Origin of the sequence: Sulfurisphaera tokodaii str. 7 (assembly GCF_000011205.1) — an archaeon.
GTDB classification, from domain to species: Archaea; Thermoproteota; Thermoprotei_A; order Sulfolobales; family Sulfolobaceae; genus Sulfurisphaera; species Sulfurisphaera tokodaii.
Window position 1 is genome coordinate 2,287,202 of the sequence record NC_003106.2, and the last position, 24,672, is coordinate 2,311,873.

At 31.2% G+C, this 24,672-nt stretch carries 26 protein-coding genes; 15 read left to right on the forward strand and 11 right to left on the reverse strand.

Annotation, left to right across the window (positions count from 1 at the left end; genetic code table 11):
* The first annotated feature begins 2 nt into the window (after positions 1-2).
* The 3 genes from STK_RS12610 to STK_RS12620 are packed head-to-tail and all read left to right on the forward strand — an operon-like array spanning position 3 to position 2,690.
* Complete coding sequence (locus tag STK_RS12610; protein ID WP_010980364.1) at positions 3-1,649, forward strand: helicase C-terminal domain-containing protein; 1,647 nt, start codon at positions 3-5, stop codon at positions 1,647-1,649.
* The gene (locus STK_RS12615) at positions 1,646-2,440 is read left to right on the forward strand and encodes a thioredoxin family protein (protein WP_010980365.1); all 795 of its coding nucleotides are present in this window, start codon (positions 1,646-1,648) and stop codon (positions 2,438-2,440) included. Before STK_RS12610 ends, STK_RS12615 begins: the two co-directional genes overlap by 4 nt.
* 22 nt (positions 2,441-2,462) lie before the next feature.
* A complete protein-coding gene (locus STK_RS12620; RefSeq protein WP_010980366.1) occupies positions 2,463-2,690 on the forward strand; it encodes a sulfurtransferase TusA family protein in 228 nt (75 codons plus the stop codon).
* A gap of 22 nt (positions 2,691-2,712) precedes the next feature.
* Here the strand turns inward: STK_RS12620 and STK_RS12625 are convergent, their stop codons facing one another.
* Entirely contained in the window at positions 2,713-4,536 is a 1,824-nt protein-coding gene (locus STK_RS12625; RefSeq protein WP_052846762.1) for a hypothetical protein, read from the reverse strand.
* 492 nt (positions 4,537-5,028) lie between these two features.
* On the opposite strand from STK_RS12625, the gene STK_RS12630 reads away from it, so the two are divergent.
* The 5 genes from STK_RS12630 to STK_RS12650 are packed head-to-tail and all read left to right on the forward strand — an operon-like array spanning position 5,029 to position 10,061.
* Positions 5,029-5,664 carry a superoxide dismutase gene (locus STK_RS12630; RefSeq protein WP_010980368.1) on the forward strand — a complete coding sequence of 212 codons (636 nt, stop codon included), beginning with the start codon at positions 5,029-5,031 and terminating at the stop codon, positions 5,662-5,664.
* 29 nt (positions 5,665-5,693) lie between these two features.
* Complete coding sequence (locus STK_RS12635; protein ID WP_010980369.1) at positions 5,694-6,767, forward strand: nucleotidyltransferase family protein; 1,074 nt, start codon at positions 5,694-5,696, stop codon at positions 6,765-6,767.
* 36 nt (positions 6,768-6,803) lie between these two features.
* Positions 6,804-7,436 carry a hypothetical protein gene (locus STK_RS12640; protein WP_010980370.1) on the forward strand — a complete coding sequence of 211 codons (633 nt, stop codon included), beginning with the start codon at positions 6,804-6,806 and terminating at the stop codon, positions 7,434-7,436.
* Between the two features lie 34 nt (positions 7,437-7,470).
* Positions 7,471-9,357, forward strand: coding sequence for a thioredoxin domain-containing protein (locus STK_RS12645; protein ID WP_010980371.1), 1,887 nt, complete (start codon positions 7,471-7,473; stop codon positions 9,355-9,357).
* The gene (locus tag STK_RS12650) at positions 9,354-10,061 is read left to right on the forward strand and encodes an SDR family NAD(P)-dependent oxidoreductase (protein WP_010980372.1); all 708 of its coding nucleotides are present in this window, start codon (positions 9,354-9,356) and stop codon (positions 10,059-10,061) included. Before STK_RS12645 ends, STK_RS12650 begins: the two co-directional genes overlap by 4 nt.
* Here the strand turns inward: STK_RS12650 and STK_RS12655 are convergent.
* Positions 10,045-10,479: a hypothetical protein gene (locus STK_RS12655; RefSeq protein ID WP_010980373.1), complete on the reverse strand. Its 435-nt coding sequence runs from the start codon at positions 10,477-10,479 to the stop codon at positions 10,045-10,047. The genes STK_RS12650 and STK_RS12655 overlap by 17 nt on opposite strands.
* A 144-nt stretch (positions 10,480-10,623) precedes the next feature.
* On the opposite strand from STK_RS12655, the gene STK_RS12660 reads away from it, so the two are divergent.
* From STK_RS12660 to STK_RS12675, 4 genes are read left to right on the forward strand one after another with little or no spacing between them, the layout of a single operon-like run.
* A complete protein-coding gene (locus tag STK_RS12660) occupies positions 10,624-11,181 on the forward strand; it encodes a hypothetical protein (RefSeq protein WP_052846764.1) in 558 nt (185 codons plus the stop codon).
* A gap of 21 nt (positions 11,182-11,202) precedes the next feature.
* Entirely contained in the window at positions 11,203-11,961 is a 759-nt protein-coding gene (nucS, locus tag STK_RS12665; protein ID WP_010980375.1) for an endonuclease NucS, read from the forward strand.
* The gene (locus STK_RS12670; RefSeq protein WP_010980376.1) at positions 11,885-12,901 is read left to right on the forward strand and encodes a glycosyltransferase; all 1,017 of its coding nucleotides are present in this window, start codon (positions 11,885-11,887) and stop codon (positions 12,899-12,901) included. Before nucS ends, STK_RS12670 begins: the two co-directional genes overlap by 77 nt.
* Entirely contained in the window at positions 12,898-13,281 is a 384-nt protein-coding gene (locus STK_RS12675; RefSeq protein ID WP_010980377.1) for a hypothetical protein, read from the forward strand. The genes STK_RS12670 and STK_RS12675 overlap by 4 nt, the downstream gene beginning before the upstream one ends.
* A gap of 49 nt (positions 13,282-13,330) precedes the next feature.
* On the opposite strand, the gene STK_RS12680 is transcribed toward STK_RS12675, so the two are convergent.
* From STK_RS12680 to STK_RS12695, 4 genes are all read right to left on the reverse strand, one after another.
* Positions 13,331-13,678, reverse strand: a complete 348-nt coding sequence (locus tag STK_RS12680; RefSeq protein WP_052846765.1) for a hypothetical protein — start codon at positions 13,676-13,678, stop codon at positions 13,331-13,333.
* Positions 13,675-14,340: a ParA family protein gene (locus tag STK_RS12685; protein WP_010980379.1), complete on the reverse strand. Its 666-nt coding sequence runs from the start codon at positions 14,338-14,340 to the stop codon at positions 13,675-13,677. The genes STK_RS12680 and STK_RS12685 overlap by 4 nt, the downstream gene beginning before the upstream one ends.
* 118 nt (positions 14,341-14,458) lie before the next feature.
* The gene (locus tag STK_RS12690) at positions 14,459-15,436 is read right to left on the reverse strand and encodes a (Fe-S)-binding protein (RefSeq protein ID WP_010980380.1); all 978 of its coding nucleotides are present in this window, start codon (positions 15,434-15,436) and stop codon (positions 14,459-14,461) included.
* Positions 15,427-16,803 carry an FAD-binding oxidoreductase gene (locus STK_RS12695; RefSeq protein WP_010980381.1) on the reverse strand — a complete coding sequence of 459 codons (1,377 nt, stop codon included), beginning with the start codon at positions 16,801-16,803 and terminating at the stop codon, positions 15,427-15,429. The genes STK_RS12690 and STK_RS12695 overlap by 10 nt, the downstream gene beginning before the upstream one ends.
* 28 nt (positions 16,804-16,831) lie before the next feature.
* Here STK_RS12695 and STK_RS12700 point away from each other — a divergent pair, with 28 nt between their 5' ends.
* Together STK_RS12700 and STK_RS12705 are read left to right on the forward strand one after the other, a co-directional pair.
* On the forward strand, positions 16,832-17,827 hold the full coding sequence (locus tag STK_RS12700) for an FAD-binding oxidoreductase (protein ID WP_232616485.1): 996 nt from the start codon (positions 16,832-16,834) through the stop codon (positions 17,825-17,827).
* The gene (locus STK_RS12705) at positions 17,827-18,297 is read left to right on the forward strand and encodes a hypothetical protein (RefSeq protein ID WP_010980383.1); all 471 of its coding nucleotides are present in this window, start codon (positions 17,827-17,829) and stop codon (positions 18,295-18,297) included. The genes STK_RS12700 and STK_RS12705 overlap by 1 nt, the downstream gene beginning before the upstream one ends.
* A gap of 70 nt (positions 18,298-18,367) precedes the next feature.
* Here the strand turns inward: STK_RS12705 and STK_RS12710 are convergent, their stop codons facing one another.
* The 3 genes from STK_RS12710 to STK_RS12720 all read right to left on the reverse strand — a co-directional run bounded on the left by STK_RS12710 (position 18,368) and on the right by STK_RS12720 (position 22,099).
* On the reverse strand, positions 18,368-19,285 hold the full coding sequence (locus STK_RS12710) for a 2-oxoacid:ferredoxin oxidoreductase subunit beta (protein WP_010980384.1): 918 nt from the start codon (positions 19,283-19,285) through the stop codon (positions 18,368-18,370).
* Entirely contained in the window at positions 19,272-21,155 is a 1,884-nt protein-coding gene (locus STK_RS12715; protein WP_010980386.1) for a 2-oxoacid:ferredoxin oxidoreductase subunit alpha, read from the reverse strand. Before STK_RS12715 ends, STK_RS12710 begins: the two co-directional genes overlap by 14 nt.
* A 137-nt stretch (positions 21,156-21,292) precedes the next feature.
* Entirely contained in the window at positions 21,293-22,099 is an 807-nt protein-coding gene (locus STK_RS12720) for a hypothetical protein (protein ID WP_010980387.1), read from the reverse strand.
* Positions 22,100-22,261: 162 nt separating this feature from the next.
* Between STK_RS12720 and STK_RS12725 the strand changes: the two genes are divergently transcribed.
* The gene (locus STK_RS12725) at positions 22,262-22,735 is read left to right on the forward strand and encodes a hypothetical protein (protein ID WP_052846767.1); all 474 of its coding nucleotides are present in this window, start codon (positions 22,262-22,264) and stop codon (positions 22,733-22,735) included.
* A gap of 85 nt (positions 22,736-22,820) precedes the next feature.
* Here the strand turns inward: STK_RS12725 and STK_RS12730 are convergent, their stop codons facing one another.
* Positions 22,821-23,537 carry a carbon-nitrogen hydrolase family protein gene (locus STK_RS12730; RefSeq protein WP_052846768.1) on the reverse strand — a complete coding sequence of 239 codons (717 nt, stop codon included), beginning with the start codon at positions 23,535-23,537 and terminating at the stop codon, positions 22,821-22,823.
* On the reverse strand, positions 23,534-24,661 hold the full coding sequence (locus STK_RS12735; RefSeq protein WP_010980390.1) for a CBS domain-containing protein: 1,128 nt from the start codon (positions 24,659-24,661) through the stop codon (positions 23,534-23,536). Before STK_RS12735 ends, STK_RS12730 begins: the two co-directional genes overlap by 4 nt.
* Positions 24,662-24,672: the final 11 nt, after the last annotated feature.

Sequence of the window (24,672 nt, forward strand, 5' to 3'; positions counted from 1 at the left end):
AAGTGGAGTTAAGAGATTGGCAAAAGCAATTAAAAGATAAAGTAATAAATGCTGTCAAAGAAGGTTTTTTAGTCGCATTAAACTCCCCTACGGGGAGTGGTAAAACACTTTTTTCTCTTTTAGTTGGTCTTAATACTAAGGGTAAAGTGATCTTTGTAGTTAGAACGCATAATGAATATTTTCCAGTATATAGGGATGTAAAGAAAATTGATCCTTCTCTAAAATTTTCGTTTGTTATAGGTAAGCCTAGTGCTTGTCCCTTTGCAGCTAAGGATGTAGATACTGAAGATATTAATTGTAAATACTGTGAGATAAAAAATGCTATAGAAGTTAAAATAGATAAATCCCCTTTTGAGAAACTTAAAGAATTAAAAGAAAATGGTATAAAAGAAGGGTTCTGTCCCTATTATTCTCTGTTAGAATCAGCAAAGGAAGCTGATATCATTACAATAACGTACCCTTATTTTTTTATTGAAAAATATCTTAGTTTACTTGACATCAACTTAGAAGAATATTTCATAGTAATAGATGAGGCTCATAATATAGATAAAGTAAGTGAAATTGAGGAAAGAACACTAAGTGAATTTATTCTCTCAATGGCAATAAAACAGAGCAAGAGCGAAGAAGTAAGAAGGATATTAGATAGACTCATAAAAGAGTTAAAAACTCTAACTTATCAAGATGAAAAATATATAAAATTAGATAAAGTGCCTGAGTTGTCAGATGAGGAACTCTCACTGTTAGTTGATGAGTACGAAGAATTAAGAAAAGAGGCAATAAAATCGAAAAGCGTGTCTAGAATCTATCTGGGCTCTGTGATCCGTTTTTACGCTACGTATTCTACTGGAAATTTTATACCTTTTTCTTTTTCTAATAAAATTGTCCTAAAAACATTAGAGCTAAACCAATATTACAACTTACTAAATGATGAAAATCTTTCTATTTTATTAATGTCCGGTACTTTACCACCAAAGGAATACTTAGAGAAAGTAATAGGAATTTCTAGAAAAATTTTATATATAAACGTAGAGAAAGAAGTAAAGAAAAAAGTAACAGGCAGTTATCAATGTAAAATAGCGATAGATGTGACTTCTAAATACGATCTAAGAAGTGAAGCAATGTGGAAAAAATATTCCTCGTATTTGTTAAAAATTTACTATCAAGCTAGAAATCATGTGTTAGCAGTATTTCCATCTTATCAGATAATGGAAAAAGTAATGAGTTATGTTAATGTAAATAAAATCTTAGAAAATGAAGGAACAAGAATTGATGATGTTATAAAAATAGTTAAAGAGAGCAGACAAAAATATATAATAGCTGGCGTAGGAAGAGGAAAAATAACTGAGGGTGTAGAGATAACGGATAATGATAGAAGTTTAATTTCAGATGTAGTCTTAGTTGGTGTCCCTTATCCTCCAGAAGATGATTATATGAAATTACTTTCTAAGAAAATTTCAGAAAAACTGGGAGGAAAAGAGAAAGAATATCTAATAATGATACCGGCTTTAATTACTGTAAAACAAGCTATAGGTAGGTCTATAAGAAATATAAATGATACTGCATTAGTTTGGTTACTAGATAAACGATATGATTCCTTATGGTGGAAGAAAAACCTAAATTGTTTTAATTCAACAAAAATAAGGCTATGAAAGTAGAAATATTTACTCACAAGAATTGTATTGAGTGTAATTTTCTAATTGAATTTTTAGAAAAGAAAGGACTTTTGAGTAAGGTAACGATAATTGATACAGAACTTTATCCATTTTTAGCATTTGAGAGAGGAGTAATTTCTACTCCGTCAATATTTGTTGATGGAAAGTTAATATTTGCTGGTGTTGTTGATTATGATGAGTTACTAAAGATATTATCTGGAGAAAAAGTAAGTGTAAAAATAAATAAAGAAGAACTTATCGACAAACTAATGTTTGGGATAATTAATTCATTCGCTGCAACGGCTTGGTTATATGTTAATAAAGATTTTGACGCTCTAATGGCTCAAAAGGATTTTGTATTTGCCATAACTGGGTTAGCACTAATAAGTGAAAGTGAAGCTGAGGAAATGTATAATTATCTTAGGAATGTTATTGTAAAGGAAGGAGATATTTATTTCGAGAAATGGAAAGATACAATGAAAAGAGTAATTTCATCTAACTTTATCAGGGAACTATATTGGTTATATGAGAAGAAGTTGGAGAAAGAATATGTAATGTCAAAATATCCTATTGAAGTTTTTGCACATTGGCTTATGGTTAGAGGAGGTGCAGTGGGTAGAGTTGGTTTAAGGATTCATTCTCTTAGTGAAAAAGAAATTATAACACGCATTAGTGAAGTTTATATTTATTTATTCAATAATTACGATAGTTTATGGGATAAAGTAATTAAAGAACAAGAAGAAATTCGTAAATCAAATAAAGAGCAAGTTAGATTCTTAAATTTTTAAACACTCAATACTAATATGAAGTATGTCACAGCAATTAAAACTAGATCTAAGAGGTAAGCCTTGTGAAGAATATATTTTAGAAATATCAAAAATTCTAGTATCTATGAAAGCAGGAGACGTATTAATTGTTATAGCAGATCAAGATAGGATAATTTGTACGCATCAGCTTTTAAGAAATTCCCCTAGATATCTTTTCAAGGCCGATATAGTTGGTGACCATGCTGAAATTACGATAAGACGATTAAGATAAACTAAGAACTTAAAAATAAATTTTATTCTTTTGTGTTAATTCCTACACGGATTTTATTTCCGTTAATTTCTGCTTTAAATCCTTTTTTATTTAAAAGCGCTATAATAAAGTTAGCATAATTTTCATTAATACCAATATCACTTAGATTTATTTCACCAGTTTCCAAAATTTGTGGCAATAAAGTATCTACTAATTCGCTTAACTGTGTTAGAGTATCTTTATTGTTAGCCAATTCTATAGCCTCCTTTAATTCAGAAATTGAACTATATAATCTGGATATTTTTTCACAATAAGGCATTTCTGAAGTTTGAAGAGTCTGTATTTCTATGTTTATTAGACTTATCATATTATCTATTTCTGCACTCTTATAAATAGTTGATATAGTTTTTAAAGTATTCTGTAATTCGATTAGCTCTACTAGAAGAAAATTATTTAGTTTTTCTAGTAATTTAGTTGCATTTCCTACTTTGTTTATAGTGAATGGTTGTAATGGGATATCTGCTAAAGATTTCTTTATCTCATAACTTTCTTCCTCAGTGAAAAGCTGGATAACCTCTAATGCTTTACTAGCACATAAGTCTAATTTTTTACTTAGAATTTGAACATCCATATTATTTAATCTTTCACTGATATAGTTCATATTAATAATGTTTAATTTATCTAAATTTACTCCGATTGTCTTGTTTGTATTTTCAACAAATGCATTTAGGAGGTTAGTTGCTAAAATTATGTTTGTTTCAATTGTTTGTTTTAGATGTCTATAAAAATCTATAAACTGTTCTAATTTTATTTCTTCCTTTGGATACTCAATTTCTGATAAATTTATCCCAATTTTCTTTAGTTTCAATGTAAAATCGTTATATCCTCTTATTTTGTCGAAAATTAAGTTGTTAATTTCTATCGTTAAAATTCTTTTCTGGCTAAGTAACTCGTCATTTACCTCACTAAGGCAATTTATATTTTTACATTCATTCAGTTTATTTTGTATAGCAGATATAGAACTAAAAGTTCCATCTATAATTTTAATTAAATCTCCCCCTTCTTTTCCTATTTCACTTCTTAAAGAATATAATACTGCCTGTATATTCTTTATTTCTTCATTAATTCTATTTTTTAAATTAGCGGTAGCTTCTCTGTTTTCATTTATAGTTTTAGTAAAGTTAATTACTCTATCTATTATATTTATAGCTAAACTTAAAATAATACCATAAAAGAAATATGGAGAATTAAAAAGAGTAGAAAAGTAATAAGCAGAAATAGTAATAGGAATAATTCCAACTACGCTATAAAATTTTGAGTTAATTGAATATAGAATTGAACCTATTAAAATTAATATGATTGATTCTAGAATTACATGATTATTAAAATTTACGGTAAGTAAATAGATGAAGGGTAAAAAGGAAAATATTCCATCTACATAAGATTCATTGAATGAAACACCAGAATAATATAGGATAGCTGCTATGGTTGGATTAAAGTTCTGAAGAATTAAGTTCCCAGCTGTTATCAAAGACCTAGAATTTCTTCTTATCGCTAAATGTATTAAAGGAATGATAAGTAAAAAAACTAATAAGAAAGCTATTTTTTCTATGTTAGGAAAAGAGACTATACCATTAATAATTTCTTCAAGTAAATTAAGATTAGATACAACTATTGATGAAATTATTAAAACTGGTAGTAAAATATTCTCTATTAGAAATGATATTGCAAATACCAAACCTAGTGTAATATATGCAAAATTTAGATTTGTGAAATGTAATGCAATATAAAAACTTAGCACACCATTAATTATCATTATTATGATCTTCTTAGTTAATTCTTTAGCGTCATTAATTAAGATACTCATTTCAAAATAAATATAATAGTAGAACATAAATAAATTTTATTAGTTCAATTTAACGTATTATAGTTCTCTCTTCTGTAAAAAATCTAAAAATGTTGTTAAACTCTATCATAAAAGAAGAATTTTCATAAGATTATTTGCAAATAATTATTAGCGTTTATAATATGTTAAAAAGCCTTTCCCCTTAGATTAAGTAATATAAAAATTTTAAATAACTCTTTTTGGATTGCCAAGAATTTATGTAGCGCTAGGATCAGAAGAACAATTATTATGGTATCATCCTAACTCATTCTAATATCTAAATATTATTCCTTTTATTACGAATATAAGATTACGAGTATTAAACAAAGGAAGAAAATCTTTAAATAATAATGTTTTTCTATATTCTTATTGAAAAGTTCATATATTGACTCGTCAATTATACAACTAAAATCAAACTAGTATTTAGTAGTTATTCTAAATAAGATATTTAATCTACTATCCAAAATCTCTTTTATGGCAATACAAATACAATTCAAAAAGTACGAACTACCTCCACTTCCATATAAGGTAGATGCATTAGAACCATATATAAGTAAAGATATTATAGATGTTCATTATAACGGGCATCATAAGGGCTATGTTAACGGTGCAAACTCATTTTTAGAGAGACTAGAGAAGATAATTAGAGGTGAAATCACTTCTGGACAGTACGATATACAAGGGTTATTAAGAGGATTAGTATTCAATATTAATGGACATAAGCTTCATGCATTATACTGGCAGAACATGGCTCCAGCTGGTAAGGGTGGAGGAAAACCTGGTGGTGCCTTAGCAGATTTGATAGATAAACAGTATGGTAGTTTTGATAAATTTAAGCAGTTATTCACAGAAGCTGCTAATAGCTTACCAGGTACTGGTTGGACAGTCTTGTATTATGACACGGAGTCCGGTAATTTAGAAATAATGACATTCGAGAACCATTTCCAGAACCATATAGCTGAATTACCAATAATATTGATATTAGATGAGTTTGAGCACGCATACTACTTACAGTATAAGAATAAGAGAGCTGATTATGTGAACGCATGGTGGAATTTAGTAAATTGGGACGAAGCAGATAAAAAATTGCAGAAATATCTTAATAAGTAATTTTTTTATCTTTGTATCCTATATTTCTTATGGTCTCAGCTATAGTATTAGCTGGAGGATATGCAACTAGATTAAGACCGTTAAGTCTCACAAAACCTAAAGCTCTTTTACCCATTTTGGATAAGCCTCTTTTGGATTATATTTTAGATTCATTAGAAATAGCTGGAATAAATGAGGTATATTTATCCCTTCGTGTTATGGCAGACAAAATTTTGTCTCATATTGAAGGTGAAAATAGAAAAGTAATTCCAGTAATAGAGAAAGAGAGACTAGGAGATGCAGGACCATTGAAATTGATCTCACAAAGATATAATCTATCTGATGATGTTCTTGTAATATACGGAGATATTTATAATGAATTGGATATAAAATCATTACTTAAATTTCATGAAAAAGAAGGTTGTGATGCAACGATAGTAGGAAAACCTGTAGAAGATCCTAGAAGATATGGTGTTTTAATAACGGAGGGAGAACGCTTAGTACAAATAATAGAAAAACCAAAGAATCCGGTATCTAACCTTATAAATGCGGGTATATATGTATTTAAGAAAAAATTATTAGAAAAAATAGATGGGCAAAGCATAGCTAAGAATTTTCTACCAAAACTTCTATCTGATAATACTTGTATAGCTGTTTATAAATATGATGGATTATGGATGGATATTGGAGTACCATCAGATTACATAAGAATAAATTTACAACTTCTATCTTTAAAATATCCTAAGGGATATATTAATGAAGAAGCAAAAGTGAGTGAAAAAGTTAACCTAATTCCACCTTATTATATAAGTAGTGGCGTAAATATAAGTGAGGACTCATTCATATTTAATAGTATTATTGGTAAGAATACGTCAATTGGTAATGGTGTTTATATAGACCAAAGTATATTAATGGAAGATGTTAAAGTCGATAGTTTTAGTTATATTAGAGATAGTATCTTAGGTGATAAAGATAATTTAGGAAAATGGGTTAGATTAGATTCAGTTATTTTGGGTGATGAGGTAGTAATATATGATGGTGTATTTGTAAATAGAGATACAATAATTTTACCCTATAAAGAAGTTAATGAGTCCGTATACGATAAGGGAAAAATAATATTGTGACTCTACTCTCTTCTTTTAATACTCTAGAGATATTATGTGAGAAAGCTTCTGCTATCACTATTAATTATTTTAATATTTGTAGCATTATCTAGCACGGTAACTAATAGTTATGCACTAAAGATAATTATTAAAGGACCCGTGGAAGTCTTAGTAATTACCAATGACTCATCGATTTTCCTACATAATTCTACTCTCCTAACTTTTAATAGAAGTGTAATAATTTCAGTTTCTCCTCTAAATCCAAGTTACTATGTGGAGATAAATGGGACAAGGTACATCGAATACACTAGAGCTATAAATAGTTCTGAAACACTTAATATTACAGCCATACCAGAATTTGTAAAAGTTTCTTTAAATCTTAATGGATCTGGAAATATTAGAGTAACTTTTAGTAATGGGTCTTCGCTTATAATAAATAAATCAACAGAGTTTTATGCTTTAAATAATTCTCTTCTTTATATTTATTCATCAAAAACTATGTTTATTAACAATATTACTACAAATTTTTATATTCTAGCTCTTAATAATAATATAACATTAAATATAACTTTCCTTAATGATAAAAGCTCTAGTGCGGATAACGTATCTAATTCTCAGGGATTTATTGGTATAGGACTTGGTTTAATAGCTTTATCATTCTATTTGTTTCTTAAAAAGAGACAACAATAATCCAAACAAATTTATTCTAATACATCATTAAAATATGTTAATGAATAGGTTAAAAGAAAGTAAAAGTGCATTTCTTTTACAAGCTGTGAATAGTCCTATTGATTGGTATCCTTGGGGAGAGGAAGCTTTTGAGAGAGCTAAAAAAGAAGATAAACCAGTACTGGTTGATGTGGGTGCTTCTTGGTGTCACTGGTGTCATGTGATGGACGAAGAAACTTATAACGATCCAGAAGTCGTGAAAATAATAAATGAAAATTTTGTTGCGATAAAAGTAGATAGGGATGAACTTCCAGATTTGGATAGAGAGCTACAAAATCTAGTAAGCGCAATCACCGGAGAATCTGGTTGGCCATTAACAGTATTTATGACACCAGATAAGAAAGTGTTTTTCGGAGGGACTTATTTCCCTCCAGAAGATAGATACGGAAGAATTGGTTTTAAGAGACTTTTAAGAGAAATTCTGAGAGTATGGAAAGAAGATAGAGAAAAGATATTAGAAGTTACTAAGGCTACTTCATCTCTGAAACTGCAATTTAATACTATGACTCCAGAATGGGAAGTAATAGAAAACTCTATTTCAAGTATTGTTTCTGTTTATGATTTCGAGAATGGTGGACTTCAAGGAGAAATGAAATTTCCGCATCCTACAGTAGATGAGCTTTTACTAGGTTACTCTTTTTATACTAGTAGTGATACGGAAAGAAAGCTTTCTCTCTTTACTTTGAAGAAAATGTTCTATGGAGGAATATTCGATCAAGTTGGTGGTGGTTTTCACAGATATACGGTGGACAATGAATGGTATGTTCCTCATTTTGAAAAATTACTTATAGATAATGCTGAGCTTTTATTAGACTATTTACAAGCATACCAACTAACGCAAGATTCAGACATATACGACTGTTTGAGGCTTATGTATAATTTTCTTGTTAGAGATATGAAAATTGAAGGAGGTTTTGCAAACAGTCTTGACGCTGATTCTGAAGGCATAGAGGGTTATTATTATACATGGACTGAAGGAGAATTTTCTGATGCGCTAAAAGGTGAAGATATTGATTTTTGGTTCAAATTCTTTAATTTAAAGCTAGGTAAAGAGGTAGAAGGAAGAAAAGTCTTAAGGAGGACTATAGACTCTAGAGATCTTGCAAAATATTATTCCGTGGAAAAATTAAACGAAATAAGGAATAAACTTCTAGAGTATAGAGAGAAGAATAGGAAAAAGCCTTTTAGGGACGAGAATTTATATACTTATCCTAATTCTAGGGTAGCAGAAGCTTTACTATATACTTATCCAATACTAAAAGCTGGATTAAATGATGCATTAGAAATTGTAAGTAAGTTAAGTAAGAACATTACAAGAAGACTTGAAGGAGGCAAAGAAGGATTACTGGAAGACTATGCGTCATCTACTTTAGCACTAATAGCTGCTTATGAGGTAACTGGAAATGATAAGTATAAAGATATGGCTTTATCCCTTTCACAAACACTAAAAGATAAAGAGGGTTATGTGCTCGATTCCCCTAATGAGTCACCAGAATCATTAAGGCTGAAAGCTCTCATTAAGCTCTCTCAAATAACGGAGGAAAAAATAGACGTAAAAATTTATGAAAGTTCTCCTGCTTTTACTTCTGGTGTTTTGTTTAGTGTAATGAGCTTTCTTAAAGGAGTAGCTCATATAGTTATTGTAGATGAAAAGGATGGCAAAGCTGAAGGGTTACATGATACAGCTTTAACCTTATATTATCCGATGAAGGTTGTAGAATTAATAGATGACTCAAAGAAAGACTACCTTCCGTCATATATGCGTTCTATGATAAATTATAATAAAGGAGTAAGTAGAGCCTTTGTATGTATAGGAAATAAATGCAGTATGCCTATAATATCTGGGGATAAATTAAAAACATACTTAGGTGGGGTAAGATGAGACTAAAAGGAAGACGCGTATTAATTGTTGGAGTGAGCAAAGGATTAGGCTATGCTCTTGCATACTTTCTACTTAAGGAGGGAGCCAGTGTTGTAATTAATTCTCGTAATGAAGAGAAACTAAAAGAAATAAAGAAGAGTCTAGAGAGTATAGGTGAGATAACTTATGTTGTCGGAGATGTATCAACGCTGGAAAAGGCTAGGGAAGTTGTTGAAAAGGCTGGTAATTTTACTGACTTAGTTGTAACTGTTGGAGGTTACATAGAAGATACTGTAGAAGATTTAAAAGCTTTAGATGAGATGATAAATAACCATATTAAAATTCCTTTATATGTTGTACACTATTCTTTAAGTAAATTAAAAGAAGGTTCAACTATAGTTCTAGTTTCAGCAATTAGGGGTATTTATACAGCTTATCCTACACAACTTTCTTATGCTGTTGGAAAGGCAGGTTTAGCTAAAGAAGTTGAAATTTTAGCCTCTGAATTGCTGAGTAGAGGAATTAGGGTTGTAGGAATTGCTCCAAGTTTTATAGATGGAGACTTTGTACCAGACAGGGACTGGAAGAAATTGAGGAAGCTTGGCGATTTTAAAGCTCCTCCCGAAGATTTTGCAAGGGTTATCGTTTGGTTATTAACTGAAGAGGCTGAATGGGTTAATGGTGTTGTTATACCAGTAGATGGTGGTGCTAGACTAAAATTATAAGTGTAGATTTTCCGATAAAACCAAGTTGATTATCTACCTTTTTTATTTCGATCTCTATTTTACCATGTATAAATGGGATAAAAATTTTCTCCCCTTCATATATAGGTTGTTTAAATAAAATTTTCCTTATATAATCTTCTAATCCATCTATCCTTAAAGGCGTTTTTATAACTACTTCTCTAGACTCTTCTATCTTCTTTGGTTCAACCTCAGCTTCATCTTCCCCTGATATAAAAAGTCTACTAATTCCTATCTCGTTATCATCAATTTTATTACTGACACCTACTTTGAGTACGATCTCCTTGGTTTTAGTTATAATCCTTGCATAATCTCCTAGATACTCCGCGTTCTTTTTTGAAACTACTGCATACCTCTTTCCTTTATATGGTGAGGGAGGCGGTACAATCTTTAATTTCATCAATTTAATATTAGAATTCAAAGTTTTAAATTCAAACAATATTAACAATCATATTATATTCTGTACCTAATGAGTGAAGTTAGTTTTCATTTTAAGTGTAATCAAGACTCTATATTATTCAATTGCAACTATAAACTCTACAGTATGGAGTATAGCAAGTTAAATAATGACATAATAATTAGACTTAATTCACCTAAATTCAGGGTTAGCTTTGAGAAAGGAAAATTCTTTGATATGCACAATTTGCTAGTAAAAAAAGGTGTTGAAGGAGAGGAAAAAATAAAGCCTATAGTTAGAGAATTTTCTGAAATTATGAAGGAAGGTATAGCTCAATTTTCTCTTCAAAATAATTTACCTCTTTCAATTCTCATGAAATTCTTAGATGAAATGCAAGATATTTATCTAGATCCTAGAAAATATCTTGATTTTGAAGTTATAAGTATATTAATAGATGTTAATAAAGAATTTATGAAAGATAAACCCGGATTTACTACTAATAGAAAAATAACTATGGAATTGCAATCACAAAAGGGTTGTGCTAAAGTTATCATACCAGAAGATGGAAATATAACTCATTTCTACTCTCTAGACTGTAAAGAGTGGATTGAAGATTTTTCAATGTATAGAAATTTACTCTACTCTCTTCATCCAACAATTAGTGAAATAAATGAAATAGTCAATTTCATGAAAAAAGTTATTTAAGCAATTTCCCCTAGTAATACTGTGACTCAAGTATTACTAAATCCTAGTTTGGAGGAAGCATACCATTTTCTTGTTAAAAACATGTATAACAATCTTATAACGTTGTTTGGTGATTGCGAAATTCAATACGAAGGAAGAGCTTATTCTCATGCTTCTCTCGCTTCTAGGCTAATAATAATTAAGGTTGATGGCAGTGTAATTGTTCATGAACACACTAAAAGGGAACCAATAAATTGGCAACCTCCTGGTAGTGTAATAGTTGTGAGAAAAGAGTCTGGAGTATTAAGTATAGAGTCTATAAGAAAGAGACCGAAAGAGAGACTATATATTATTCTTAGAAGACTCTATTATCTTACCTCTGCTGAAGTAAATAGCGGTAATTTCGATATTAAAGGAACAGAGAAAGATATAGTAGACCTAGTACTGGAAAATCCTAATTTAATAGAAGAAGGATTTAAACCCATACAGAGAGAATATAGAATACCTTATGGTATAGTTGATCTTTTTGGATATGATAAGTTTGGAACGCCTTTTGTATTAGAGTTCAAGAGGAGTAAGGCAACACTTCAAGCGGTTTCTCAACTTCACAGATACTACATGTTCTTTTTGGAGAGTTATGGAAAGGCAAGAGGTGCGTTAGTATCTCCCGGTATATCTGAAAAAGCTTTAAATCTGATTGAGAAGTTAAGATTAGAGTATATTGATGCTAATAGAATTTTTGATTCCATTACCAATTCTAGCAGATATACTATTAATATATCAAATATACAAAGAAGTTGAGCTAAAGAAAATTAACGGTGACTTTAATGGGTTCGCATCAGTAATTATACCAATCAAAGGATTAGATGTTAATCTTGAAGAAAATATAAAATCCCTCTTAGCGCAAGATTATCCCCGTTACGAAGTTATATATGTAGTTGATGATTACGAGGATCCTTCAGTACCTATTCTTAAAAAATATAGTGTGAAAATAATAAAGAGTGAAGATGTATGTAGTTTATGTAGCGGAAAAATAAAGGCACAATTAACTGGCCTTAAATATGCTTCAGGCAATATCATAGTGTTCGCTGATTCAGATACATGGTATCCAAGCTATTGGCTTAAGGAACTTGTGAAACCTTTATCTAATTTTGTAGCTACAACAGTTTTCTCATGGCCTAAACCATATAAATTAACTTTAAGAAATTTCATAAGGGCAGGGTTTTGGACTTTTGGCTTTGAGTCACAAGCTGTAGGAGGTACATTCCTTTGGGGAGGAAGTATGGCATTCAGAAGAGATTTCTTCGATAAATATGTTATTGAAGAGCTCAGTAAGAACTGGTGTGACGATTGCACTTTAACAAGAATTGCAAAGGAGAGAGGAAATATAGGATTTATAATTAATGCTGTTCCGCTCAATATATTTGATGAAAGAAATTTAATAAAATGGTCAGAACGTCAGATGATAACTGTATATATGTATTCAAGAAGAGGGTTTCATGCATTTATTCTTCTCTCTGTTTTCATGCTAGTTTTTCTTATTTTATCTTTTTTATCCCCTATCTATAGCACTCCTTTAATACTATGGGTTCTAAAAAATATTATAAGGGGTTATCGTACAGGATATTATATTATTCCTGCAATAGCATCATTATTTGCTATTTTCTATGCTCTTATTCTTACTCCTTTTGCGTTAAGACAAAAATATATATTTTGGCGAGGAAACAAATATAAAGTGTGAAATGGAAAAAAATATTAATTATTGGAATTTTCTTACTATTGTTCTCTATAGGATTAGGGGATTATCTGCTTACTCTAAATTATAATGAGATTGTATTAAAACCGTATCAATCTACAACTATTTCCCAAGCGGAAGTTTTAGCTAACGGACCTATACGTGCTCAATCAATTGCTGGAACTTTAGTTGAGGGGACAAACACGTATAGTGTAATTAGCGGACCTGCAGTTCTCATTAATAATAATACTAAGCCTATCAGTTTAGTTGTGATTCCTAACAATTTATTGTTAGAAATTGATTATTTACTTATATTGATAAGTTTTGGTATGATACTACTTTCTGCTCTACTTCTTTTTTACAACAAAGTGACAAAGAAGAGATAGTTCTAATAAAAAATTTTTATGTTGAAAGCATCCGTAGCGTAATACGACATTAGATTTTTCCATTTTCTTTAGCTACTTTTTCTGCAACTTGAAAGAGGTCTGGATACATTTCTTTTAAGCCTCTTTCTAAGGCTTCCTTAGCAGTTCTACTCATTTTGAACCCTGGGACTGTATTATAGAGGTATTGTAGAACAAGGTATGAAGGATAGCTCCATATACCAATTTTTGGATCTTTATCTATAAATTTTTTCATTATTTCTTCTATATTATTATTCGAAACTTCATTTGCGTTTGTCGTGATACTTTTATTCTCTTCTACGGTTTTTTCTACTTGTATTTCAGTCTCTTTCTTTTCTTCTTTTTTCTTTCTACCAAAAATAAGATCTAATTCACTCAACTTTCTAACACCAGTTTCGCTAATTCTTCAAAAATTGGTGAGAATTTTAATTTCTTGACTCTAAACTCTTCATATCTGACTGCTGGAACTCCGAGTCTAGAGGCTTCATAAAAGAGTTTAGAGGGAGGAATAGAAATCTCTACACTCTTCACAGAAGAGAATTCAATCTTTACAGCTCTCTTTGACATATTAGTAAAAGCTATGGCTTGTTTTTTCAGAGTAGTAAGTCTAGAGTCTAAATTCTTAGCAGCTTCTATTGACAAAGGTTGTGGAGTTATTGGGGAAATAATCTTATCAGCTGCTATCATTGCCGAAACCGAAAGTGTACCTAAATTTGGAGGCGTATCTATAACTAAAACATCATAAGAATTCGATAATTTCTTTAAATCATTTACTATAGTTTCAATGTCACCATTTAGTTCTAGTTGAAGTAAACCTATATGAGAAGGGAAAACCTCGACGTTAAATATATTTACACTTTTTTCTCCAAGTTTAAGTTCTTTCTTATCTCTCTTCATACCAAAAGAGATTGTTGCTCCTCCCTCTGGGTCTAAGTCCATTAAAGCTACGTTATTTTTTATTTTACTAAACGTATAAGCTAAGTTGACCGAAGTTGTAGTTTTTCCTACACCACCTTTTTGGTTAATAACTGTAACTATCATGTCTAGAGTCTTAAGTTAGGACTCTTAATTTTAGATTCTTCACATAATACTCTTCTTAGTCAGTTTGCAAATTACCAGTTAAAAAAGGTTGTAATAAAAGCAAAAATCCTTAAAAATATTAAAGGAGGTCTGCTATATGAATTGGCTTAAGTCCCATTTTAATAAAAGCCAATGAGCAACTAGGATTTGTAGACACTACTGTGTTCACTCCACTTTTTAGAGTCTTCTCTTTCTTTACTTGCATTACCTTCTCAGAAATTTCTTCATGAAATAGGAAATAATCACCACCAGCTCCGCACTCGAAGGAAGGTTCCTCCGATTCACTAATTTCAACTCCCATCTTGCTAAGAACTTCTCTTGTATACTTATTTAACCCTAGAATATTAGCGTGACAAGGTTCGTGAATAGTTAGCCTTCTTTCTACTTTCGGTAAAGGTAGATTAAATTTGATTATAAATTCTGGAAAATCATATACTTCTAAACCATTCTCTTTCATATGGGCTGAACAGTTAGAAGATAAGGAAACAATTGTCCTTCCATGAAACTCCTTCCTTAATTTTTCTATCAGCTCTTTACTTCTATTTAATTCACCAGCATTCTTATGTGCTAAACCACAACAACCATTATATATCTTTACTCTATAGCCTAGACTCTTCAAATAATTTAGTGTTTTTTGCACAGTTTCTTTAAAGAAAATTGAGGTTATACATCCGGGGAAGAGAATTATCTCTTCATTATTGTCTCTATACTCTATAGGTTTCTCAGCCTTAACTGGAATCTTTTTAGCATATTCTCCTCGTATAAAATAAGGAAGAATATGAGGTCTCTCTAATAGTCTTAACATTACTTTTTGTATTGTATTTGGTTTTCTAACTCTTGTTATAATCTCAGAATATATTACTCCACTAGGGCAAGCTAGCTCACATCTTCTACAATACATACACGTATTAATACCCTCACTAAGAATGTTTAGTTTTACAGCAGTTATTCTGCCTCTTGGAGAGTGAACTTCAGATCTTGTTACTACATAAGTAGGGCAAGCTTCTAGGCAAAAACCACAATGTACGCATTTTTTTAGTTCCTCTTCTAATCCCATTCCCAAAGCACCTTAATTTCTTTACTTTTTATTTCGCATCCTCCAAACATTTTACAAGGATTGAATAAATTATTTGGATCAAATTTGTTCTTAATCATCTTTAGTATTTCCAATTCCTTTTCATTGTAGTAAATATTCATATATTTAATTTTTTCAATACCAATTCCGTGTTCTCCCGACGGAACTCCTCCATGTTCTATTACAAACTTTTCGATCTCATCGCTAGCTCTTACAGCTCTCATAAAACTATCAAAATCATCTGGATCATATGAGATTAAGGGATGTAAGTTTCCATCACCAGCGTGAAATACGTTAGCGATATAGACTCTATACCTTTCAGCTACACTTGATATAAACTCTAAAACATTTGGCAAATCACTTCGTAGAACATTACAATCTAATGTAATATAGGCTGGAGAAATAGTTCCCATAGCTGGAAATGCTCCTTTCCTCGCATTCCAGAATCTAGAGTCATCAGTTGGTATTATTACTTCTCCCTCATTCTCTTCTATTGCTCTCTTCACTCTACTCTCTTCCTCATTTACCTGAATATTATGACCATCTAATTCTATGAGAAGTATAGCCTCTACATCTGGAATCCCAGCTTTATATCTACTTTTTTCTATAGCCCTTATAGCATTTCTATCCATTAATTCTAATGCAGATGGTATTACACCATTTTCAAAAACACTAATAATCGCTTTACCCGCATCTTTTATACTATTAAATATTCCAATCACAGTCTTCTTAGATAATGGCTTTGGGAATAAGCGCAATTTTGCTCTTAATATTGCACCTAAAGTCCCTTCAGCCCCTATGAATAAGCTAGATAGGTTCAAATATGGAGTTGGATAGAATTCTTCGACTTCGCCATTTGGTAGAATAACTTTAAGCGAGATTACGCTATTAAACGTTGGACCATATTTCACTACATGAATACCACCAGAATCATGGGATATATTTCCTCCAATACTAGATACCTGAAAACTAGCAGGATCTGGTGCATAAAATAAATGAGACGGTGCATTTTTTGTTACCATTGCGTTAACTATACCGGGACCTACTTCTATTTCAAACCCCTTTTGAGAATAAACTTTGTTTAGCCTAGAAAGAGAAACTATATATTCATCCTCTTCTATGGGAACTGTAGCACCACTTAAACTTGTACCCGAACCTCTAATTATAATCTTCTTTTTGTTATGTATAAGTTCACGTATTACTTCTATTGTTTCTTCTTCATTACCAGGTAATATAACGGCTTCTGGTTCTTTTTTAACTGCAGTTAGGCCATCAAATCCATATAACTTTTTATCCTCAGTAGTGATCACCCATCTATCGCCAACGATTTCTTTTAACTTTTTTAGCATCAGTAGTGATTGATTTATGTAGTTTAAATTGCTTATACATAATGCTGATTGTAAAGAAATATATTACCCCTCTTCTTATGAAGAAGTAGTTAATTTGATTAGAAAGGCTAACGAGCAGAAATTAACTGTACATCCTTTCGGATTAGGGACAAATCATATAGGTAAACAGCTTTTTGCAGATGTTTGTATTTCTATGTCTAAATTGAATAAAATAATAGAAATTTCAAAATCAGATTTATATGTTGTTGCTCAAGCGGGAGTCTCTGTGGATATGCTAGAAGAAGCTATAAAGAGCGAGGGATTATTTCTTCCATTTACTTATTCTGGTACTTTAGGTGGTTTAGCCTCTACAAATAAACCATCGATTTTTTCATTACTTTACCCTTATCCTAAAGACTTCATATTAGGTGCAAAAATAGTAACTGGCAATGGAGAAATAATAAGAAGTGGAAGTAAAACAACAAAATTTTCTAGCGGATATAAAATATGGAAAGTCTTATCTGGAGCTTTAGGTAGCCTCGGAATTTACTTAGAGTTAATATTTCGTCTAATTCCAAAACCTGAAATGATAGCATATGCTGAGGTAGAAGATCCTTTTAGATATATTTCTCTTAGACCGTGGGGAATACTATCAACTGTAAATAGTGCTAAAATTACAAATTACTTAATATTTGGTGGGTTTGCCAATTTTATAAAGAAAGTGAGCGAAGAATATTCAATTAACTTTAGTGAAGGCTTACCAAAAATAGACTTAGAATGTGAAAAAATACTCGGAATAATAACTGCTAGGGGGGAAGAAATTGAAGTATTAAGGCTATTTCAAAAAGGAATAGCATATGTGGGTGCAGGTTACGTTAGAGTTTGTGACCCTAATGCTTTAAAATTAAGAGACAAGGGATATACAGTGATAATAGAAAAAGGTTGCCAAGATGATGAAAAATGTTTTGGTTTTTCATATTCAACATTTAAATTAATTAAGTCAGCATTAGATCCTAACAATATTTTCATAGCGGGGTTGGATTAATGAGCGAGTATTTTCTTAATTTTAATGGAGAAAAAATCTTTGTTATACTTATAGGTCATGCTGAGAATAAATACTATCTTTATTATCCAAAAGGAGATACTTTAGTAATACTAGATGATAAAGGAAATATTGAAATGAAAGAAATCCTTGAAGTAATAGGCGAAGCCCCTTCGGGCTTTAAGGTAGCCGAATTATCCGAGCCTTGGGAAAAAGTGAAGAATAGAAAAGTAGTATGGAATATAGTTAATGAGGAAATTGAAGGAGATAACGTATATGTGGTTGTTAAGAACGTAAAAGATTACAGAATAATTGAAAATTCATCTGCTCCAGATAGATTAAAATACTACATATTTAAAGATGCAGATCCGTGGGAATTTAAGGATTGGTGTTGTGTACTAATAGTCTCGACAAAGGATATTAATGAGCTTCCTCCATCATTTAAAAAAGTATATTTTGATGAGAAAAAATAAAATTCTAGGATTTATGATTGATCAATTCTTTTTCTAAAAAAGTAAAAAAGTTAAATTAAATCAACTAAAATTAGTCTACTTCCCTTTCTTTTAGTAACGGGTCAATTATAGTGGTTAATTTTCCTTCTTTTTCGATTAATTGTTTAGCGGGTGTATAATCAAGATATGCTGGTGAATTAGCTTTTATACGCTCCTCATAACTGGGCACTAGTTCATTTTGGTAAAATATTCCAATTGGTATTCTGTCTCCCCATTCTAAGCTCTTATCAATTGCTCTCTTTATTTTTTCATTTACTTCTTCTGGTTTTTTAACTACTGGATCCCAGTCTGGCAATGTGTCTAATTTATAAATTCTTTTGTCATACCACTCTTTAGTATTTATATCGTTGTAAGTAGGACAAGGTTGAAGTACATCAATTAGGGCTAATCCTTTATGTTTTATAGCACTCTTTATCAATTCTTTTAGATGTTTTACATCATAAGCATAACCTCTTGCCACGAAAGTATAACCACTTGATATTGCTAAAGCTATTGGGTTTACTGCATCATTTATGTTAGGTCTAGGTAAAGACTTAGGTTTTTCTCCTCTTTTTAATGTGGGTGAAGCTTGTCCCTTTGTTAAACCATAAACTCCATTATCATGAAGAATAACAACCATGTCAACATTTCTTCTTCCTGCAGCAACAAAATGTCCCGCACCTATTCCTAATAGATCACCATCTCCTCCATTTACGATAACTACTAAATCTGGATTAGATAACTTTATTCCAGTAGCGAAAGCAATTGCTCTTCCGTGTAGAGTATGGACTCCAGAGATTGGAGTTCTAAAGAAATGCGGTATTTTACCAGAGCAACCAATTCCCGATACCACTACTACATTCTTGGTATCTACTCCAAGCTCAACTATCGCTTGTTGTTCAGCATTTAAAATTCCGAAATTACCGCATCCAGGGCACCAATCATTCCATTGAGGTTTAAATGCCGCCATTTAACACCACCCTCTTTTCCCCATCTTTAATAACTTTAATTAATGCTTCTTCTAATTCATCTCTTAAGAATGGTCTACCATTCCATTTTAGAATTGAATTAGTAACGTCTTTACCAGTATACATTTTTACTAAGAGGGAAGTTTGAGCAAGATAGTTTCCTTCTACAGTAATTATCTTATCTCTACCCTCCATAAGCTTACTCACTAAATTCTTAGGGAATGGAGAGAACATTCTAATTTGTAGTAGGGTAAAATCGAAGTTTGATTCTTCAAGTATATCCCTTAGTACTCCAGTGGGTGATCCCCAAGTGATTATTAAGTTTCTTGAGTTCAAATCACCATAAATCTTCACTCTACTCTCTTCTGGTATTTCTTTATCTGCAACTTCAAGTTTCTTCATTCTCTTTTCATACATCATAGTTCTGTTAACTACATCCTCTGATATATGTCCCTCTTCATTATGTTCATCACCAGTATAGTACATTGTTGCCTTACCTAAGAAAGCTCTTGGAGAAATTCCATCTTCAGTAAACTTAAACCTCTTATAACTAATATCTCCAGACTCTACAATCTTCCCTCTTTCCGCTTTTAATTTATCCAATTCAAGTTCCTCATAAGGAATCGTTGAATAAGAGTTTGCCAAAGTTTTCTCAACAAGATGAATAACTGGTGTTTGATATTTTTCTGCTAGGTTCAATGCCCAGATAGCATCCTTAAATGCTTCGGCATGATCTCCAGATGCTAAAACAATCTTTGGAAATTCTCCATGTCCAGCAAATATAGGGAATATTAAATCGGATTGAGCAGTTCTAGTAGGTAAACCTGTTGAAGGACCTCCTCTAATATAATAAGTAATTACAACTGGAACCTCATTCATTCCAGCCCATCCTAATCCTTCAACCATTAAAGAGAAACCTGGACCAGAAGTAGCTGTTGCAGCTCTAACTCCAGTTAGTGCTGCACCAATAGCCATATTTATTGCGGCTAATTCATCTTCAGCTTGGACTACAACGATAGTACCCTTCTTTTTATCTCCAGTTATTGGATCCTCCATTAAAACATCCTGATGGGCCTCTATATATACACTTTCATCTGAGGCTGGAGTTATCGGATAATATGATTGAAATCTTACTCCTCCATAAATCTTTCCTATGGCCACAGCAGTGTTACCATCTAACCAGAATCTTCTTCTCTCCTTTGAACTCGGTTTTAGATTGTATCTTGATTCAACTATATCATAAGAATCTTTAACCGCAAGTTCATTCATTTTCCTATAAAGATCTTGCTTAAAAGTACTGTTTATAGCTTCAATAAGGTAATTTACATCTAGACCAAGTAACTTATATGAGATTGTAATTCCTACAATATTTTTAACTCTCTCAGTAACTGATAAAGGAACTTTCATCTCATCAGCGACTTTCTTAGCTATTTCGTCATAGTTAACTGGTATTAGTGTCACGTTATTTTTACTTGCATATTCAAGAGCTCCCTTAACTGTAGTTTCATACCCTTGTTTAGTTAGAAAATCCTTTATTCTTTCAGCTAGTTCTGGTTCCATTGATTGTACAGCATCGATTTTTGTTGTTTCTACTGCCTTATTATAAATTAGAATATCTTTAACGTCATAGAAATGTTGAAATACAGTTTCTGCATCAAAAGATACTAAAATATCAATCTTTTGAGTATTACTCCTTACTCTTTTGTCACTAATTGTTAAAGAGAAATAGCTATGTCTTCCTTTTATATTAGAGTAATACTCTCTGTTTCCATATATATAATAACCAGCTGAGGCTACTGCATTTCCAAAAATATTAGCGGCCGTATCAATCCCAGTACCTTGTGCTCCTCCTATAACCCAACTAAGTCTCATAATTGTCAATATTCTTATTCTTTTTGAGGTATATAAGTAAATTTGAAAAATAATTAATATTTCACTACATATTTTTAAAACATATTTACATTAGAATTTGAAGTATGATGTTTAATTTATTAGTATTGTATTTTTAATTAAAAACTAGGTAATTTGTAAATTAAACCATTTAATATAATTTCTTTGTTTATACTGTTTTTCTTATAGTCGTAATATAACTCGGCTTTGCTTTCTGCTGTTAAAGTAGTACCATTTATAACATCGTCTCTTGTAGCCTTTCCCTGGATTATATTAAAGTGGAATTCTCCATCTCTTATATTAATTTCTATTTTATTTTTATAGGGGTACACATTATTACTTAGAATCGTAAGATAAAATATTGATTTTAGTGATGTGAATAAATTTACACTAACTTTATTTCGAGATTGTAATACTTGTGTAACACTCCTAAAATCTGTAAATATATTCCTTTTTCTATCGTAGTTTTTCACAATTCCATTTTCAAATTCAACAATTATGTCATCATCATTTTGGGTTTTTATTGCTTTTTCCATGTCTTCTATATTTGAATAAGGCATAAAAGTGAACCTCACTTTTCCATTTAATATTACAGCTCTAGGAGGAATCCAATTATTTTTAATTATCATAATTTCAGTTTTTTCACTTATTGGTATAGCATAATAAATAAAATGAGTAAAAATTTCTTCTGGTTCAGTATTTAATATCTTTTTTGCTTCTTTTATGAATAAATCTCTACTATAGCTATATTTTTTGAAAATATCCTTTAATTTAGAATCTAGCATTTTTACTAATTTTTTTAATAAATCATCTTCTAAATAGAATGAGATTAGCGGAACCAAATTGTTTTTCTCTGAAAAATCTAAAGCTTCCCTAACTACTGATTTTAAGCTATTGACTTCCATGAGAAGTTCTACTGACTGCACAAATAGAGATTTTGGGATTAATTAAAAACTCTATTTCTCTATATAGGTAGATGTAATTCATGATTTATATAGTTAAAAAATAGTTTAATTATAGCATTTCATTACTGAAACAGAGTGAAATAGAGATAAATATTTAAAAACGAAACGTTTTACCAAAGAGTGATGAAAGCACTATTAATTGGATTAATAGCAATGGTAGCTGTAGCTGCAGGGATTTTTGTAGCTGGAGTGAATGGATATGGTCCATTAGCATATATCTCTTATCATGTGCAAGTAAGTAATTCAACGTCTCAGATAATTCCAGCATATATTAATCTAGGAAATATAACTCCTGGAGAAAAAGGAAATATTACATCAAACGCCACTGTGATTGTCTCAAGTAATGGAACTTACGTTATTCAACTACTTCATTCAGAGAAATTAAGTAAAGTATTTACTGAGTTTAATATAACTATTGAAATAGGAAATAAAACATTATTACTTAATTTATATCAAACAAAAGTTAATGTTAATTTAACGGCAGGAAAATATATAGTTTATATAAAAATATTTTATCAAGTCTCGGAGAATCCTAAGGGAGATCTTAACGTCGTAAAAGAACCATTGTTAATAATTCATCCTAAAGATAATGAATAAAGTAAAATATTTTTTCCTCCTTTCAGTTTTCTGTTTATGATGACCGCGTCCTTAACTGATTTATGAAGAGATCCACCGGGACTGATCATTCTAACTCCTTAATATCAAACTGTTTATATTCTTTAAGCCTTTCAATTCTAAAACTCATATAGGAAAGAGGATTAATATCAATAACAATTTGTCCTTCTTTATCTCCTAATTCACCTATAGGTTTTGCCTCAATAAATCTTCCTCTGAGCGAAGGTATGTATGCTATGCTCATACCTAGATACTCTGGAGGAGAAAAAGCATTTGCATTAACTAGAGCTATTCTATTTTCTAAAACTCTTACTTTCAAATATTCTCTCCATAAATCTATTCCATCCTTAGGAATTTTTGAGGGTACTAGTAGTATTTCCACTCCTCGTAAAAACATTTCTCTAACTATTTCTGGAAAGTCTACATCATAACATATCGCTATTCCTATCTTTATTCCTCTATATTTAAAAATTATAGCTGAACTGCCTGAAAGTAATCTATTTTTTTCATCTCCGAAGAGATGTATTTTCTTAGCTATAGCTTTTATTTCTCCATTTGGGTCAATTAGAGGGGAGATAATTGAAACTCCATCTTCTATTGCCCCTGGTATGATATACGCTGTATATTTCTTAGCTAATTGTTGAAAATTATGTAATGGTAAATCATCTAGCGTTCTTATCCATTTTTCTGGTAATAGTACTATCTCTGCTCCCGACTTTAGAGACTCCTCAGTAAGATATAATGCATTAGTTGTATTTAATGGTTGGACTATACCAATCTTCAACCTTCCTCTGCCTTTGGCTTTCTTCCTTTCGCTTCAATTTTCTTTAACTCTCTAGTTACTCTTTCCTCTAATTTTTCTACTGCTTTCCTAACAGCAGTTACTGGATCCCAATCAGAGTCTTTACTTATGAAATCACCAATCTTTGTTACTGCTCTTGCAGTTACTTGGTAAACTTTCTTATCTTGACTTTTAGCAACTTCTTTGAAGGTAACTTTAAAGTTTATCACTTCTGTTAACTTTTCGAGTCTTGCCAAATATCTCTCTAGAATACCGTCAATCATTGCTTTAACGTCTCCTTGCTTTAATTCTCCACTTAGTTTAGCCTCTATTGGCATCTCAAGTTCAAATTTCTTTGCAATAAGATTTACAACATCAATACCACTAAACATTCCCACTATCAAGTCACCTTCAATGACTGGCATACCAGATATCTTTCTCCTTAACAAGGTCTCTAAGGCTTGCTTAACGTTCTGATTTCCATCTGTAGTAATAACTGGATATGTCATAATTTCTCTGACTGGGAGTGCCATTAATCTTTCTTCTTCAGTTAGAATTGATGATTTCTTTTTACCTCCTTCTGAATATAGTCTGTTTACAATATCTCTGGTCGTAACAATTCCTACAAGTTTTTTGTTTTCCAAGACCGGTAATTTAGATACATGATTATTACTCATAAGCCATCTAGCTCTTGCAACCGAATCGTTAGCATCTATCGTAATAACTGGACTGTTCATCACTTCTCTAACTTTTGCGTCTGGTATTTCCCCCCTGCTAAGATAATATGATAAAAATCCTTCTCTACTTATAATGCCAACTAATCTTTTCTTATCATCGACGACTATTAAGGCTCTAGATTTAGTTGTATAAAATTTTGCTACAACTCTTGCTTCATCTTCACTTTCTAAAACATTATTAGAAGGTATCATTAAATTTATTACCTTAGATTCTGGACTTACTTTCCTTCTAAGCAACTCATTATAACTTATAACTCCTATAACAACCTTATCTCTAACTACTGGAACAACCCACTGATTATTTTCTTGCATTCTGGAAATGACTTCCCTTACTCTATCATTATATGATGCAACTACCTTAGGCTCTTCCAAAAGCTCTTTTGGTATCATTAAGGAAAAAT

Coding starts and splice junctions, on each gene's coding strand:
- STK_RS12695 (WP_010980381.1), bottom strand. CDS start 16,803: ATGCTAAAAAAGTTAAAAGAAATCGTTGGCGATAGATGGGTGATCACT.
- STK_RS12620 (WP_010980366.1), top strand. CDS start 2,463: ATGTCACAGCAATTAAAACTAGATCTAAGAGGTAAGCCTTGTGAAGAA.
- STK_RS12645 (WP_010980371.1), top strand. CDS start 7,471: ATGTTAATGAATAGGTTAAAAGAAAGTAAAAGTGCATTTCTTTTACAA.
- STK_RS12715 (WP_010980386.1), bottom strand. CDS start 21,155: ATGAGACTTAGTTGGGTTATAGGAGGAGCACAAGGTACTGGGATTGAT.
- STK_RS12690 (WP_010980380.1), bottom strand. CDS start 15,436: ATGGGATTAGAAGAGGAACTAAAAAAATGCGTACATTGTGGTTTTTGC.
- STK_RS12615 (WP_010980365.1), top strand. CDS start 1,646: ATGAAAGTAGAAATATTTACTCACAAGAATTGTATTGAGTGTAATTTT.
- STK_RS12625 (WP_052846762.1), bottom strand. CDS start 4,536: ATGAGTATCTTAATTAATGACGCTAAAGAATTAACTAAGAAGATCATA.
- STK_RS12630 (WP_010980368.1), top strand. CDS start 5,029: ATGGCAATACAAATACAATTCAAAAAGTACGAACTACCTCCACTTCCA.
- STK_RS12735 (WP_010980390.1), bottom strand. CDS start 24,661: ATGATACCAAAAGAGCTTTTGGAAGAGCCTAAGGTAGTTGCATCATAT.
- STK_RS12660 (WP_052846764.1), top strand. CDS start 10,624: ATGGAGTATAGCAAGTTAAATAATGACATAATAATTAGACTTAATTCA.
- STK_RS12655 (WP_010980373.1), bottom strand. CDS start 10,479: ATGAAATTAAAGATTGTACCGCCTCCCTCACCATATAAAGGAAAGAGG.
- STK_RS12650 (WP_010980372.1), top strand. CDS start 9,354: ATGAGACTAAAAGGAAGACGCGTATTAATTGTTGGAGTGAGCAAAGGA.
- STK_RS12670 (WP_010980376.1), top strand. CDS start 11,885: ATGCTAATAGAATTTTTGATTCCATTACCAATTCTAGCAGATATACTA.
- STK_RS12705 (WP_010980383.1), top strand. CDS start 17,827: ATGAGCGAGTATTTTCTTAATTTTAATGGAGAAAAAATCTTTGTTATA.
- STK_RS12685 (WP_010980379.1), bottom strand. CDS start 14,340: ATGATAGTTACAGTTATTAACCAAAAAGGTGGTGTAGGAAAAACTACA.
- STK_RS12710 (WP_010980384.1), bottom strand. CDS start 19,285: ATGGCGGCATTTAAACCTCAATGGAATGATTGGTGCCCTGGATGCGGT.
- STK_RS12635 (WP_010980369.1), top strand. CDS start 5,694: ATGGTCTCAGCTATAGTATTAGCTGGAGGATATGCAACTAGATTAAGA.
- STK_RS12725 (WP_052846767.1), top strand. CDS start 22,262: ATGAAAGCACTATTAATTGGATTAATAGCAATGGTAGCTGTAGCTGCA.